The following is a 15,812-nucleotide window of genomic DNA, read 5'->3' as shown; positions in this document are numbered from 1 at the left end:
AATTATAATAATCAAATTTAAATGATTGATTATTGGAAACAATAAGTGATCTAAAACGCAGCATATTATGTATACCTAATTGACACAAAAAATTACACATTGAAACAGTCACCTTTTAACAAAGCGTGTAACATACTCGTATAATATCTATAACCATAATATTTAAGCGGGCATTTCGCCTGTATAAGCTTCAACAAGAGGAAGTGTCGTGGCTACAGCAAAACAAATTTTATTCCCAATAGGGATCATTGGTGTAGGTCTTTTGATTTCAGGCGTGTTTATTTCAATGCAAAAACCACCTGAAGAAAAGCCACCAATTGATAATACGCCTCTCGTATCAATTAAAAAAATACAATATCAACCAATGACGTTTACTGTCAGTTCTTACGGGGTTGTTAATGCGAAATACCATACTGAAATAGTTGCTCAAGTCAGTGGTGAAATTACCTATCTATCAGATAACTTTGTTAAAGGCGGCTTCATCAAAAAAGGAGATGTTCTAGCCAAAATTGATCCAAGTGACTACGAATCAGCGCTGTTAGATGCACAAGCCAATCTTGCATCAGCAAAAGCGACATTAGTACAAGAAAAAGCAAACGCTCAAGTAGCCGAACGTGAATGGGCAGAAATTACTGATAGCAAACCCAGTGACTTAAGTCTTCGTAAACCACAACTGGCACAAGAGATTGCTAAACTGAAAAGCGCTGAAGCTGGACTATTACGGGCTAAACGCAACCTTGAACGTGCCATTATTAAAGCCCCATACGATGCGCTGATTGGCAGCCGTAACATAGGTCTTGGCACTTATGTCAGTAATGGCGCATCAATTGGGTTGGTTTATAGCACAGACAAAGCGGAAGTGAGATTACCTCTCGCAGATAAAGAAATGCAATATCTTGACCGTAAAGGTGCTAATGCTGAAGTTAAACTTGTTGGTAATTTTGCAGGTGAAAAGCAAGAGTGGATAGGCACTATTGTCCGCAGTGAAGGCATTATTGATAGTAAAAGTAGAATGACTTACCTCGTGGCTGAAGTCGACGATCCTTATGGTCTTAAAGGGGAGCATAAAGAGTTACGTTACGGCACTTATGTTACAGCACATATTGGTGGAACCCATGCTGGTGAAGTTGCTGTGGTTCCAAGGCACCTTATTGTAAATGGTCTTGTCGCCACTATGGATAAAGAAAATAAGCTGCGTTATTTACCCGTTAATATCATTCGACAAGATGGCAGTAACGTCATTATTTCGAGTGGATTAGAAAATGGTATGAACATTATCACTTCAGCCCTAGATTACCCTGTTGAAGGGATGTCAGTTGCTTTACCACAGGATAAGGTTTTACAAACTGAGCCAACAATTGGGGTGAATTCTGACACCGCTGTAGCCATGGAAGACAAGGAATAATTCATGGAAGATACAAATAAAGGCTTAATTGCTTGGTTTGCTCGTAACAGTGTTGCTGCAAACTTACTGATGATCATTATTTTACTTGGTGGTTTACTGACTGCTAATACGATTCGTAAGCAGTTCTTCCCTGCCGTTGAAATTAACTGGATTGAATTTAGTGCAGTTTACCCTGGCGCAGCACCGCAAGAAGTTGAAGAAGGTATAACAGTAAAAATTGAACAAGCACTTGAAACAGTTCAAGGTTTACAACGTGTCATCACCTACTCTAACCGCAACCAAGCAAACGGCTACTTCAGGATTGAAGACTCTTATGACCCACAGATTGTTTTAGATGAAGTAAAATCTGAAATTGGTTCTGTATCAACCTTTCCTGCGGGGATGGAATTTCCAAAAGTTGAGCGAATTAAAATTCGTCAAGAAGTCATGTATTTAAGTTTGTATGGCGATCTATCTCAGCGACAACTAAAAGATTTAGGCGAAAAAATCCATAAAGAGATCATGCAATTACCGAATGTGAATATTTCGGAGTTTTATGGTGGCTTAAATTACGAAATCAGTGTCGAGGTAAGTAAAGACCGTTTGCGTGAATTTGGTCTTAACTTTAATGATGTTGCAGAAGCTGTGCGTGGCTACTCACGTAATATGTCTGCTGGACAAATCAAAGCTGAAAACGGCTATATAAACTTACGTGTTGAAAACCAAGCTTATGTTGGTTATGAATTTGAAGATTTGCCACTGTTAACCTTAGATGATGGTACTAACCTTTTATTAGGCGATGTTGCCACGGTTAATGATGGATTTGAAGAAGGTATTCAATACTCAAAATTTAATGGACAAAATGCCGTCACATTTTTTGTCGGAGCAGCAAAAAATCAAAGCATCACCGATGTTGCTGACACAATGAAGGAATACATTGCTAAGAAACAAGCGCTGTTACCAGAAGGTGTAACATTAGAGCCCTGGGTAGATATGACCTATTACCTAGATGGTCGGTTAGATTTGATGCTAGACAGTATGAAAACAGGTGCTGTTCTTGTGTTTTTCATGTTAGCGCTATTTTTACGTGTCAGGCTCGCTTTTTGGGTAATGATGGGACTACCTGTTTGTTTCCTTGGTACCCTATTATTTATGCCAATGGGGTTTATTGACGTGACAATCAACGTCATTAGTTTATTCGCATTTATTCTCGTCCTCGGTATCGTGGTAGATGATGCCATCGTCATGGGCGAAAGTGCTCACACAGAATGTGAAGAAAATGGCCAAAACATAGATAGTGTTATTAGAGGGGTAAAACGAGTTGCTATGCCTGCTACATTCGGCGTACTGACCACCATTGCCGCTTTTTTACCTATTACTTTAGATGACGGTCCTTCATCCGCCTTTGGCCAAGCAATCGGCTATGTCGTCATATTGTGTCTATTATTTTCTTTAGTTGAATCAAAGCTGATTTTACCTTCTCACTTAGCCCATATGAACAAACCCAAAGTCGTTCAACCAGGTTCAAAGAATCCGTTGGATTGGCTGCGAAATGGGGTCAATTTCATTCAGAAGAAAATCGAAACTAATCTGACTTGGTTCATAAAAAACGTTTATAAACCAAGCCTTACTGTTGCGGTTAAATACCGTTATGCGGTTATTGCAACCTTTGTGATGTTAATTGTTATATGCGCATCATTATATATCAGTGGATTAGTTAGGTTTATTGGCCAACCTAAAATCCCACATGATTTCCCTCGCATCAGCTTGGAAATGAATGTCGATGCTGCGGAAACAGCAACTTTAGATGCAGCTCACTCAATCGAGAAAGCCTTACGTACCGTTGAAAAGCAGCTAGAGGATCAATATGGTCAAGGCATGATTGCAGAGCTACAAGTTGAATTACAAGGTCGTACTCGTGCGGAAGTAAGAACTAAGCTTGTTGATCCATCTTTACGTCCTATCAATACATTTGAAGTCGCAGAAATGTGGCGCCAAGCAATGCCTAAAATCCCAGGAGTCAAATCGTTCACTGTTCAAGATAGTTTATTTGGCGGTGGACGTGATGACGGTGATATTAGCTTTAGATTGGAAGGAAATGATGAACAACAACTGTTAGCTGCTTCTCAAGCATTAAAAGACAAACTTAACACCTTAAAAGGTGTCAGTGACGTCAATGACAGCCGCCAATCTTCAGCCAAAGAAGTTCAATTTGATTTAAAGCCGTTAGCCCATAGCTTAGGTCTAACATTAGCCAACATTGCATCGCAAGTAGGTAACAGTTTTTATGGTCTTGAGGCGCAACGTATTATTCGCAACGGTGAAGAAATTAAAGTGATGCTTCGTTACCCTGAGGAACAACGTAATTCTATCGCCTTGGTTCAAGATGTTTTAATCAAAACCCCACAAGGCGCAGAACTGCCTTTATCTGAAGTGGCTAACATTACTGTAGTACAAGGTGTGAGTAGTATTCGTCGTGAAAATGGTAATCGCACCATCAATGTATGGGCTTCAGTTGATGCAGAGCAAGCAGAGCCTTTCAAACTGGCTAAAGATATCCGCGATAACTTTATGCCAGAATTGTTAGCCAAATATCCTCGTGTAAAAAGTGAAGTCTCAGGCAGTATTCAAGAGCAGCTTGATAGTGCTGATACGCAAATGCGTGATTTTATTATTTCAATGCTAGTGATATATAGCTTGTTAGCGATTCCGCTTAAATCCTATGTGCAACCTTTTATGATCATGTCAGTGATCCCGTTTGGTGTGATTGGCTCTATGTTAGGACATATCATATTAGGCATTGATTTAAGTGCCCTATCGGTATTCGGGATCATCGCCGCTGCAGGTGTTGTAGTCAATGACTCCCTCGTTATGGTCGATTATGTCAATAATTCCCGTAAACAAGGCATTAAACTGAATGAAGCTGTTATTAATGCAGGTTGTCGCCGCTTTAGAGCGATAATGTTAACGTCATTAACCACATTTATTGGGCTTGTACCTATTATGACGGAAACAAGCATGCAAGCTCAGATGGTTATTCCCATGGCAGTCTCATTAGCGTTTGGCGTGTTGTTTGCGACTGTGGTTACCTTATGTTTAATCCCATGTTTGTATATTGCGATAGAAGATATGCGACGTATTGCACGTAAGATTTATCATCTTTATGTACCACAAACAAAGGAACAAGCATTAGCAGAGCTTAATTCGTTAACGAATAGTTCAAGCTAGCAAGGGATTAACTTCTGAATTGGCCTGACAAAGAATTAACGGCTAATGATTAAAAAAGCGAAACTTAGGTTTCGCTTTTTTATTACTTTTAAACCTGTCTTTGTCGATTTGTCATATAACTAAGTTATATTAACTCGCGTAAAGCATTATTAGTGTTAACGAAAACGAAGATTTAATCTCAGCAGTGCTTCACTTCTTTCAAAGGAAAATTATCACAATGCAAGCAAGTGTACCCTTCAAAAATAGGTTGTTCATAGTCGTACTTTTAAGCTGGTGCGTATTACTTTCCGCCAATGTTAACGCAGACAGTCAAAAAGCAGCTAAACAGCAAAATGTTCTATTAATCTCTATTGACGGTTATCGATACGATTACAATCAGCTACATAACCCTCAAGCACTTAATCAATTTGCTAAGGATGCCGCAACGGTTGAGTTATTCACTCCGGCTTTTCCTACAGTAACTTTTCCTAATCACTTAACTTTAGTGACCGGTCTGTATCCGGCAAATCACGGTATTGTGTCGAATCGTTTTTATAATCCAGTATTAAAACGTGATTATGCAATGAATATTCATGAAGCAGTCAACGATGGCCAGTTCTATCAAGGTGTGCCTTTATGGTCTTTGGCCCGTCAACAAGGATTAAAATCTGCCACTTATTTCTGGCCAGGGTCTGAAGCTAAAATTGCTGGCTTTAGACCTAATTACTGGCTTAAATATGATGGCCGAACCCCAAATGAGCAACGCATTCAACAAGTCGTTGAGTGGTTTTCATTACCAGAAAGCGAAAGACCACAATTCGTTACCTTATATTTTTCGGATGTTGATAGCGCAGGCCATCATCACGGCCCAGAGTCAACACAGACATACAACGCAGTGCAATACATTGATAAACTTATTGCGAGTTTACTTAATCAAATAAATGACTTACCGATTGATATCAATGTCATCATCACTTCAGATCACGGCATGGCTAAAGTAGATGAATTTGATAGAATTTACACTGATAAATTAGTGGGTAAAGTCGCTGATTTAAAAGATAAGTTTATCTTTAATAATGATGCTGCCTTCTCATTAGTCACAGCTATAGGTGAAAATAAAAAGCAAGATTTAGCTAGGCTGAAAGCGCTTGTGGAAGAGGTAGAAGGTTTAGCGTTTTATTTACAAGCTGAAATGCCAGAACGCCTCCATTTTAGTGGAAACCCTTCAATTGGTGATGCCGTTATTATTAGTAACAATCACTATATTACTTCCACAGATGCAAAACCTGGCGTGATCGGAAAGCATGGCTATGATCCACAAACTATTCACGATATGAATACAGTTTTATACGCCAAAGGGCCTGCATTTAATCAGGCAACAATTGCTCAAGCAGATAATATTCATCTCTACCCTTTGATTGCCAATATTTTAGGGCTAACGATACCCGATGATATTGATGGTGAGTTACGTTTTTTGTCGCCTTTGCTGCGCAAACCGTAATCCTATGACTTAACGGATCCCCTATTTGGTGATAAAAAAGCCTGTTGTCATCAACAGGCTTTATAACAACCAAGGAGTAGACAATATAGCGATAGTTACTTAGCTTCAGATTCCATTATTTTATGATAAAGCGCATCTTTCATTTCAACGCGTTGTTGTTTTAAATCATGGATTGCATCATCGGCAATTGGCGAGTCTTTGAGCTCTAAATCACGTATTTGTTTATCGAGTTCATCATAACGCTTTAAAATCTCAGCAAAGTTCGCATCACTACTGTTTAGTGCAGTGATTGTGTCTAAATGATCTGGAAATTCATTTCTAAGAGAGTGATTTTCACCTAACATAAAAGCCTCATTTGATTATTAAATAAACCATGTTCGTTCTTTATAAATTTACAAGAATAAATCTAACGTATTTAGAATGTAGATCACACAGTTTAAAATTCAATCAAATAATGCCACTTTTGACGCTAAGGTTTACAAGAAAGTGTTTTTAATTAAATACAGTAATTCAAAAGAACATATTTTTTGCCTATAAAGCAGGCGTTTGCAAGGCAATTTTTAGCGCTATTACTGGATTACTGTTAAGCTTACTGGTAAATATTTCTCTTTTTCTCATCCATCGTTATGGTTCTAACATGCAATTATTTGAGTCGCCACATTTTGGCCAAGTGACAATTATTGGCAATGCCAACGGAGATTGGCAAGCATCTAAAAATGGCTACTCGATAATTTTTAACGGAACTGTTGCTGAAGGAGAGCATATCATTAATATTTGTAATGGCCCTTTTGCAGGTTCAACAGAAGATTTTGTCGTTACCGGCCACCATAATAAATGGTTAAGCACTCAACTCTCTGCTATTGCTCATGAACTTCAAAGCAGATTGAATTGCTGGCCTTCCTCTGGACTGGCATGTTTTATCTTATTTAGTCGATTAACGATTCCCCTTTCATTAACAAGAATGTCGTTATTGCCTAATTTAGCCCGTAATAACACCATGACAAAAAACGAGCACCTGCCTTGCGTTGTTCATAACTGGCTAGGAGAAAGAAGAATCGCACTAAGCCAAATTAAAGAGTCACCAAGATCACAAATTAATTGGCCTGCTTTATTGTTATCATCAGATAACAATAAAGCCCTCTATCGTGCAGTAGACGTCACATCAGAGCAAAGCATTAACGACTCTCCTTTTACCCTACTAGCTAAAATTGCCAACTTACAATCAAGCACACCTGAAGGTGTTATAGCGCTAGAGAAACTAGCGAATTTACCGTTATCGCACTGGTTAGCATGTACTACACAATCTAATTTATTAGACGTAGAGCCCCTTTTCTTTAACCAACAACCAGAAAAAAACACAGGCATATGGTATTTATCTGACAACCACGCATCTCAATATCTTGACTCAATTCGCTTATCGTTAGCTCTCTGTCAGCAAGCTTTATTGAAATAAACAGCGTTACAACACCATTGTCTTATTTATCATTTTAAGGATCTCTGTTAAACATATCTAAGTACGAATCAATATTGAGTACACACTTCGACCACTATGTTGAAAAGGATATCAAATGAAATGGACGCCAATCGTTGCCGCTTTATCAGTTTGTCTTGTAAATCAGGTTGATGCTAAAGAGCCTAAATTAATCTTACAGATCACTGTTGACCAATTACGCGCTGATTTACTCAACCGCTATCAACATCACTTTACCGATGAAGGATTCAACTACCTTATTGATGAAGGCGTGTATTATACCGAAGCCCATCACCAACATGCCATTACAGAAACAGTTGTTGGCCACACCACTTTGGCGACAGGCGCACATCCTTCGAGTCATGGTATGGTGAGTAATTTATGGTTTGATAAACAATTACAGCAGCCCATCTATAACGTTCAAGATAAAACTCACCCTTTGATCAGTGCCAATGCCGCTGTTGATGCTGAAAATGAAATAGACCCCACGCAAAAAGCCAGTAAAGTTGAAGGCCGCTCACCTAAAAATATCTTAGCGACCACCTTTAGTGATGAGCTCACTGCCAGTAACAATGGTAAATCCAAAATATTTGCAGTGTCAGTAAAAGACAGAGGTGCAATTACACTTGCAGGTCACACAGGAAAAGCTTTTTGGTTCTCTAAATCAGCGGGTGAGTTTGTCAGCAGTCAATATTATTTTGATCAATATCCACAATGGGTTAATGAATTCAATCAACAAAATGATATTGCAAAATATGCAGATACGTCTTGGACTATATCAAAAGAATCAACTGAATATTTGTTTGGTGATAATGCGGCTCATGACTGGAAAACTAAATTACCAGGTTACGGTATTACATTCCCACATCAATTTGGAAAGCGAGACAATCCGTATTTCAGTACGTTTTTAACTGTCAGCCCAGTCGGTGACGAAATGACGGCCAATTTTGCTAAATCAGTCATAGAACATAATCAATTAGGTCAAAACAAAGTCACTGATTATTTATCTGTTAGTTTTTCGTCTACGGATTATGTTGGCCATATTTTTGGCCCATCTAGTTTAGAAGCAGAAGATAATTTACTTCGTCTTGATAGAACGCTAGCCAGTTTATTTTCTTATGTCGATGACAAAGTAGGTTTAGATAATACGTTAATTGTATTATCAGCAGATCATGGCGCACCTGAAGCACCTGGCTATTTAACCCAATTTGGCACCAAAGCCACTCATTTTGATTTAGCCTCTCTAGAAAAACAACAAGATATCGTTAAACTAAAAAAAGACTGGAAGATTAGCGGTAATTTGTTTGCCAATGCTTGGCAACCTTATGTCAATTTAGATCACGATGCCCTTAAAAAAAGTGGAATTAAATTGAAAGATGCAACGTCTGTAGTCGCTAACGTTCTAAATAATGTTGCAGGCATACATCGTGCCTACAGTTATCATCATTTACTAGAAGGTGCAGTGCCTAAAGATGAGATAACTCAAAAGGTCGTTAATAGTTTTTACCCCAGCCGCTCAGGTGATATTTACATCGTATTTAAGCCAAATGTATTCGTAGCAGATTTCGATGGCCTCAATGTCGCATCTGTACATGGTTCCCCATGGCGTTATGACACTCATGTTCCAATAATCTTTGCTGGATTTAAACTCGATGGGCAACAGATTGAACGACCTGTCGCCACCGTCGATGTAGCCACTACCTTAAGTGCCATTCTTGGTATTAATGCGCCATCGAGTGCTGCTGGTTTTCCATTAAAAGAAGTGATTAAACAATTTAACGATTAATCACTTTTACAAAATAACGACGTTTCGTGGTTATATCTATTGCAAACAAAAAGCCAAACTTATGTTTGGCTTTTTCAATTAGTCATCAGTTAGTGTTGGTAAAATGTAAAATTGGCTTTACTATAAAAGTCCTTTTGATAAATAGCCGTTTTAATATGAAATTCAATCAGCTAGTTTTGTATGCCAGCATTCTTATTACTTCTTATTGTTACCACTCAATAACACAAGCCGCTGAGTTCGTCGGAACGGATCAATGTATAGATTGCCATCAAACTGAATATAAAGACTGGCAAGGTTCACATCATGATATGTCAATGCGTCATGCAAATGCCGAATCGGTATTAGGGAATTTCGACAATACCTCTCTCACAGTCAAAAGTGAAGTATATCGATTATTTAAAATAGATGACCAATACTGGGTGAATACAAAAGGGCCTGATGGCAAGTTTAATGATTATCAAATCAGCTACACGTTTGGCTACCATCCATTACAACAATATATGGTTGAGTTCCCTGATGGTAGGCTACAACTTATTCCATTAGCATGGGATGCCCGAGATCAAGACCAAGGTGGGCAAAGATGGTTTCACCTTTACCCTGATATGGAACCCTATGATGAATTCTTCTGGACAAATAATGGCCAGAACTGGAATTACATGTGTGCTGATTGTCATTCTACAAACATCAGCAAAAATTATGATGCTGAAAAAAATCAATACAATACCACTTGGTCCGAGATTAATGTAGGTTGCGAGGCTTGCCATGGCCCCGCCAGCGATCACTTGTATTGGGCAAGCCAGCAACCTAACACCTCAAATGTAAAAGCTAAAATCAAAGGCAATAGCCAAGCGACGCACCAAGATGATAGTAAAACGAAAATAAATGAGGCGACTTTCGGGTTTGAGCGTACTTTATCGCCGAAAGTAGGAAAATGGATCTATAAAAAAGGTCAGAAAATATTAACCCCAACAGAAATTAAGGGATCTGATCAATTAGCCACGTGTGGTCAATGTCATAGCCGTAGAGCGCAAATAAGTGACCAAAATGATCACATTAAAGGCAACTTTTATGATAAATACATTTTGAATGCTGTCACTGCAGATCTGTATTATCCAGATGGTCAAATTTATGATGAAGTGTTTGTTTTAGGTTCATTTAAACAATCCAAAATGCATCAAGTTGGGGTAGTCTGCAGTGATTGCCATAACCCTCATAGTAATAAACTTAATGCGCCAATCGAGTCGATTTGTTTTAAATGCCACTTACCTAGTGAATATACCGCTGACACTCATAGCCAACATAAATCAGGCACAGACGCAGCGCAGTGTGTGACCTGTCATATGCCTAAAACGACGTATATGGACGTTGACCCTCGAGCCGATCATAGTTTTAAAGTTCCTAGACCTGATATCAGTTTAAAAATCGGCACTCCTAACGTTTGCACATCTTGTCATACCGATAAAGACAACCAATGGGCTGATAATGCAATTAAGCAGCGTTACCCACAATCAAATTATCGACAAACTGACTCTTTTGCTACAGTGTTTGCTCAAGCTGCTGTAGGCGTACCGACGAGCGGAGATAGCTTATCGTATATTGCTCAAAATAATGCTAACCCAGATATCATAAGAGCATCAGCATTAAGTAGATTAAGTGATTACCCTGGACAAAATGCACTAGTTGCAATCATGCGCGGTGTAAAACATGAAGATCCACAAATCAGGCTGGGTGCTATTGCTGGTGTGACCTCATATCCATTTTCTGACCGTTGGCAAATCATAAGTCCTTTACTTGATGACCCTGTACTTGCAGTAAGAACAGAAACGGCAAGTTCTCTCATTAATGACTGGTCAAGTATGACTCATACCCAACAAGAAAAACTTCGCCCCGCTTTGGATGAGTATCTAGCAATTCAATCCTTTAATGCAGATCGAGGTTTTGGTTTGATGAATACAGCTAACGTATATTTAGCCCAAGGAAAAATACAACAAGCAGAGAAGAGCTATTTAAAAGCAATTGAAATTGAACCTATTTTTGCCACAAGTTATGCCAATTTAGCTGATTTATATCGACAAACCGGTGATGATGACAAGTCCTTAGCTATTTTAAAACAAGGAATAACTAATCAACCTAAAGCGGGGTTACTAAGGTACAGTGCAGGACTTAATTTATATCGACAACAGCAACTTGCAGAAGCAATTGACTACTTCGAACAAGCAACGAAAGTAGAACCAAGAAATCCTCAATACTGGTATGTATTAGGACTCGCGCAAGAGAAAATAGATATAAAAAAAGCAATGAACTCAATCGAGCAAGCTTATAAAGTGGGTAATAACCCACAACATTTGTATGCGTTATGCGAGTTTAAAATAAAACATCGTGACCCAACAACGAATGCTTGTATTAAACGACTGTCAAAAATTGTTCCTCCACAGGTAATTAAGCAATTAACTGGACGTTAAGCATGAATGACTATTATTAGATTAAGGTACGCGCCTTACAGTGCACTCAAGGTTACAATAAACTCTGTAATCTTGAGTCACTAGTCTGTGTGAACGTTTTTATCTGAAAAGGTTAATTATATTTATATCGAATTAAGAACAACCTCTAAAAATCCAAATCCCCCCTTCAAAGCAGATATCCAAAAATTGCATTTTCAATAAATAGAAACGCAATTATATTTATTGCAATTTACTCTGTTTTTACAAGGAAAAAGGGTTTTATTCTGCAAGTTCACACTTAAACCTCAGCTGTCTAAATTAGCATCAATTGATTAAAATCAAATCAAACCTCATTGTTCGCTAATTAAATCAATCAAGTGTTTTAAAGTTGATTTATATCAATATGCCTCAGTTAAAGCCTCTTTATATTGTGTCCATATAGTTTGATCCTTCACCACGGAATAAGGTTGATTCATGGATACACACTCAGCTCTCTATAACCGCTGCAAGACACGATTGGCACAACTTCGTGAAATTGCACCTCGCCAAACCGTTACCCTAGAAGAAAAATTAAAGGAAAATGGCATCACTCGTCGTGAATTTATGACTTGGAGTGCGTCAGTAACGGCTTTATTAGCACTGCCCTTGCCTTTTACTAGTTTAGTTTCTGAAGCTGCAGAAATGGCCGATCGTGTGCCACTTATATGGCTACATATGGCTGAGTGCACTGGTTGTTCAGAATCACTTATACGAACTGATACACCTAACTTAGACAGTTTAATATTTGATCATATCTCCCTTGAATATCATGAAACCCTTATGGCTGCATCAGGCTGGCAAGCTGAAGAAAATTTAGAACATGCACTGGAAGCTTATAAAGGTAACTATTTACTCGCAGTTGAAGGGGCTATTCCGACCGCAAATAATGGCGCCTATTTAACCGTTGGCTGTAAAGGACATACAGGGCTTCATATCGTTAAAGAAGCAGCTGAAGGTGCTGCTGCAATTATTTCAGTTGGCACTTGTGCTGCCTTTGGTGGTGTTCAAGCAGCAGCGCCAAATCCAACTGGTGCTAAAGGGGTACAAGATGTCATTAACAAACCTGTTATTAACTTAGGAGGCTGCCCACCAAGTGAAAAAAACATCGTCGGCACTCTGATGTATTTCATTATGTTTGGCAAACTTCCCGCTTTAGATATGTTTAACCGTCCTAAGTGGGCATATGGCGCACGCGTTCACGACAATTGTGAAAGACGTGGTCGCTTTGATGCCGGTGAGTTTGTTGAAACCTTTGGTGACCAAGGTGCAAAAGATGGCTACTGCTTGTATAAAGTCGGCTGTAAAGGCCCATACACCTACAACAATTGCCCAACTGAACGATTTAACCACCACACCAGTTGGCCTGTGCTTGCAGGGCACGGCTGTATTGGCTGCTCAGAACCGAACTTCTGGGATGATATGGCTGATTTTGAAAAACCACTCGGGAGGCAATTACTTCACGGAGTTGATGCAACAGCAGACACTATCGGCGCAGTTATTTTAGGCGCAACCGTTGTAGGAATCGGTGCACATGCCGTCGCTAGCCTTTTTGCCAAGCCTTTAGAGGAATAACTCATGAACAAACGTGTCGTAATCGATCCTATTACTCGTATTGAAGGTCACCTTCGTGTTGAAGTCGAAGTTGATGAAAATAATGTCATTCAAAAAGCATGGTCTTCTTCAACTTTATGGCGTGGCATAGAAGTCATTTTAAAAGGCAGAACTCCAATGGATGTTGGCCTGATTGTGCAACGGATCTGTGGTGTGTGTACCTATTCTCATTACCGTTGCGGAACCGAGGCTGTTGAAAATGCGCTTGGCGTTAAAATACCACTGAATGCAAAGTATTTACGCTCATTAATGCAAACCTCGCTCTATATGCATGATCACATTGTTCACTTCTATCATTTACACGGTTTGGATTGGGTTGATGTGGTTTCAGCATTATCAGCTGATCCCGCGCTCGCTGCACAAGAGGCATTAAAATATACGGCAAATCCCATTGCAGCTGGTGAAGGTGACTTACGTGCCGCTCAAGAGCGTGTTAAAGGCTTAGTTGATACCGGTAAACTAGGTCCGTTTGCCAATGCTTACTGGGGAAATAAAACCTATAAATTTACGCCAGAACAAAATCTAATAGCCCTATCTCACTATCTCAAAGCATTAGAAGTACAACGAGTAGCAGCTGAAATGCTGGCGATATTCGGGGGTAAATCCCCTCACCCGCAATCATTAGTAGTTGGTGGAGTGACAGCGGTTCGAGATATGTTAAGCCCTGCTCGCTTACAAGAATGGAAACAAAAACACGCAATCGTACAGGATTTTATATTACGTGCTTATAAAGCCGATATCGTCATGGCAGCGGCAGCATTTGGTTCAGAACCAAGTGTGTTAGGCGGCGTTAATGTCAAAAACTTTATGGCCACCAATGATTTTGTATTAGCTGATGGTCAATACATGTTTGACCAAGGCGTCATTATGAATGGTGATTTAGCAGGCGTAACTGATATCGATCCTGATTCAATTAAAGAAGATGTGACGCATGCTTGGTATGAAGCAGATAATGCGCAACATCCATACGAAGGCACTACTGTCCCTAACTATACCGGTTTTGTTGAACGAGACACGGTTTACGGCAAATTACCTACGGTCGATGGTGATGGTAAATACTCTTGGGTTAAATCACCACGATACAAAGGTGAACCCGTTGAGGTTGGACCGCTCGCATCATTACTTGTGAGTTATGCCCGTGGTAATAAGGTCGTTGTTAATTCAGTTAATGGTTTACTTGAAGCAACTGGATTACCCATTGAAGCTTTATTTACCACATTAGGACGCACAGCAGCTCGCATGCTTCAAACCGTAATTGTTGCAGAAGAAGGATTAAAAACCTTTGATGCGATGCTAGTCAATATGCAATCAGACGAAAGCACCTTTGTTACACCAGAAATAGATTCTTCTAAGGATTATGTTGGTCACGCAATGATTGAAGCCCCTAGAGGAATGCTAAGTCATTGGATCCGCATTAAAGGCGGAAAAATTGAAAACTATCAGGCGATTGTACCAACGACTTGGAATGCTGGCCCCGTAGATGTAAACGGTAAAGTAGGCCCCTATGAAGCGTCTTTAATTGGGCTTGAACTTGAAGATCCTAGTAAACCTTTAGAAGTGATTCGTATCATCCACTCGTTTGATCCTTGCATGGCATGTGCTGTACATGTGATGGACTTTAAAGGTACCAGTTTAGGCGAGTTTCGTATCGACCCTAATGGACTCTAATGGACTATAACGAGACGACTGTCGAAGAGGATTGAATTATGACTCAGGTTGCTACGCATCACAGAGAACTCATATTTTCACCAGCAATAAGGATATTTCATTGGCTTAGAGCATTAGCCATTGTTGTGTTAGTTGTGACAGGCTTTTACATTTCTTGGCCTTTTTTAGTGGCACCAGAGTCATCTGATGTATTGGTACAAGGCTGGATCAGGTTTGCTCACATTGTTTTTGGCTTTGTATTAACTAGTGTCACGCTTATTCGTTTTTATTTGTTCTTTTTTGGAAAAAGCAGTATCGAAAGACGTTCTATGAAAGATGTACTCAGTGTTAAAAGCTGGATTGTTCAAATTAAATCCTACATTTGGATGGGACACCTTGATAAAGCGGGTGTTTACGGGCCACTTCAGTTTGTCACTTATGTTGCCATTTCATTGGTAGCGTTATTCATGTGCATTACTGGCTTGGTACTTTACGCCAACGTTTATCATGAAGGTTTAGGTGGCTTACTGTGGGATGTGTCTGCATGGTTCACTGCGATAATGGGGGGTTTAGCACAAGTCAGAATATGGCATCACATTCTGACTTGGGTATTTATCGTCTTTGTGGTCATTCATGTCTATATGGCCGTGTGGTCTGGTATTCGCTTCAAACATAACGCTGTGGACTCTATCGTGTCAGGTTATGACTACCATAAGGATCATTAA

At 39.4% G+C, this 15,812-nt stretch carries 10 protein-coding genes; 9 read left to right on the top strand and 1 reads right to left on the bottom strand.

Annotation, left to right across the window (positions count from 1 at the left end; all coding sequences use genetic code 11):
• The first annotated feature begins 208 nt into the window (after positions 1-208).
• The 3 genes from AB4128_RS17455 (at position 209) to AB4128_RS17445 (ending at position 6,092) form a co-directional block, all read left to right on the top strand.
• A complete protein-coding gene (locus AB4128_RS17455) occupies positions 209-1,405 on the top strand; it encodes an efflux RND transporter periplasmic adaptor subunit (RefSeq protein ID WP_372038445.1) in 1,197 nt (398 codons plus the stop codon).
• A 3-nt stretch (positions 1,406-1,408) separates the two neighbouring features.
• A complete protein-coding gene (locus AB4128_RS17450; RefSeq protein WP_119969500.1) occupies positions 1,409-4,612 on the top strand; it encodes an efflux RND transporter permease subunit in 3,204 nt (1,067 codons plus the stop codon).
• A 217-nt stretch (positions 4,613-4,829) separates the two neighbouring features.
• Positions 4,830-6,092, top strand: coding sequence for an ectonucleotide pyrophosphatase/phosphodiesterase (locus AB4128_RS17445; RefSeq protein WP_372038444.1), 1,263 nt, complete (start codon positions 4,830-4,832; stop codon positions 6,090-6,092).
• A gap of 95 nt (positions 6,093-6,187) precedes the next feature.
• Here AB4128_RS17445 and AB4128_RS17440 read toward each other — a convergent pair whose 3' ends face one another.
• Positions 6,188-6,436 carry a YdcH family protein gene (locus AB4128_RS17440; RefSeq protein ID WP_055023969.1) on the bottom strand — a complete coding sequence of 83 codons (249 nt, stop codon included), beginning with the start codon at positions 6,434-6,436 and terminating at the stop codon, positions 6,188-6,190.
• Positions 6,437-6,729: 293 nt separating this feature from the next.
• Between AB4128_RS17440 and AB4128_RS17435 the strand changes: the two genes are divergently transcribed.
• The 6 genes from AB4128_RS17435 to cybH all read left to right on the top strand — a co-directional run bounded on the left by AB4128_RS17435 (position 6,730) and on the right by cybH (position 15,812).
• Positions 6,730-7,545 (top strand): hypothetical protein, encoded by an 816-nt coding sequence (locus AB4128_RS17435; protein WP_372038443.1) that lies wholly within the window; start codon positions 6,730-6,732, stop codon positions 7,543-7,545.
• 115 nt (positions 7,546-7,660) lie between these two features.
• Positions 7,661-9,349, top strand: coding sequence for an alkaline phosphatase family protein (locus AB4128_RS17430; protein ID WP_372038442.1), 1,689 nt, complete (start codon positions 7,661-7,663; stop codon positions 9,347-9,349).
• A gap of 155 nt (positions 9,350-9,504) precedes the next feature.
• Positions 9,505-11,811, top strand: coding sequence for a tetratricopeptide repeat protein (locus AB4128_RS17425; RefSeq protein ID WP_372038441.1), 2,307 nt, complete (start codon positions 9,505-9,507; stop codon positions 11,809-11,811).
• Between the two features lie 453 nt (positions 11,812-12,264).
• Entirely contained in the window at positions 12,265-13,401 is a 1,137-nt protein-coding gene (gene hyaA, locus AB4128_RS17420; RefSeq protein ID WP_372038440.1) for a nickel-dependent hydrogenase small subunit, read from the top strand.
• A 3-nt stretch (positions 13,402-13,404) separates the two neighbouring features.
• A complete protein-coding gene (gene hyaB, locus AB4128_RS17415; protein ID WP_372038438.1) occupies positions 13,405-15,108 on the top strand; it encodes a nickel-dependent hydrogenase large subunit in 1,704 nt (567 codons plus the stop codon).
• Positions 15,109-15,146: 38 nt separating this feature from the next.
• The gene (cybH, locus tag AB4128_RS17410; RefSeq protein ID WP_055023974.1) at positions 15,147-15,812 is read left to right on the top strand and encodes a Ni/Fe-hydrogenase, b-type cytochrome subunit; all 666 of its coding nucleotides are present in this window, start codon (positions 15,147-15,149) and stop codon (positions 15,810-15,812) included.

The sequence above is a fragment of the Shewanella sp. 10N.286.52.A9 genome (genome assembly GCF_041468985.1).
Taxonomy (GTDB): domain Bacteria; phylum Pseudomonadota; class Gammaproteobacteria; order Enterobacterales; family Shewanellaceae; genus Shewanella; species Shewanella japonica.
Note: the sequence above shows the minus strand (reverse complement) of the source record. Positions and strands in the feature narration are given on the sequence as shown.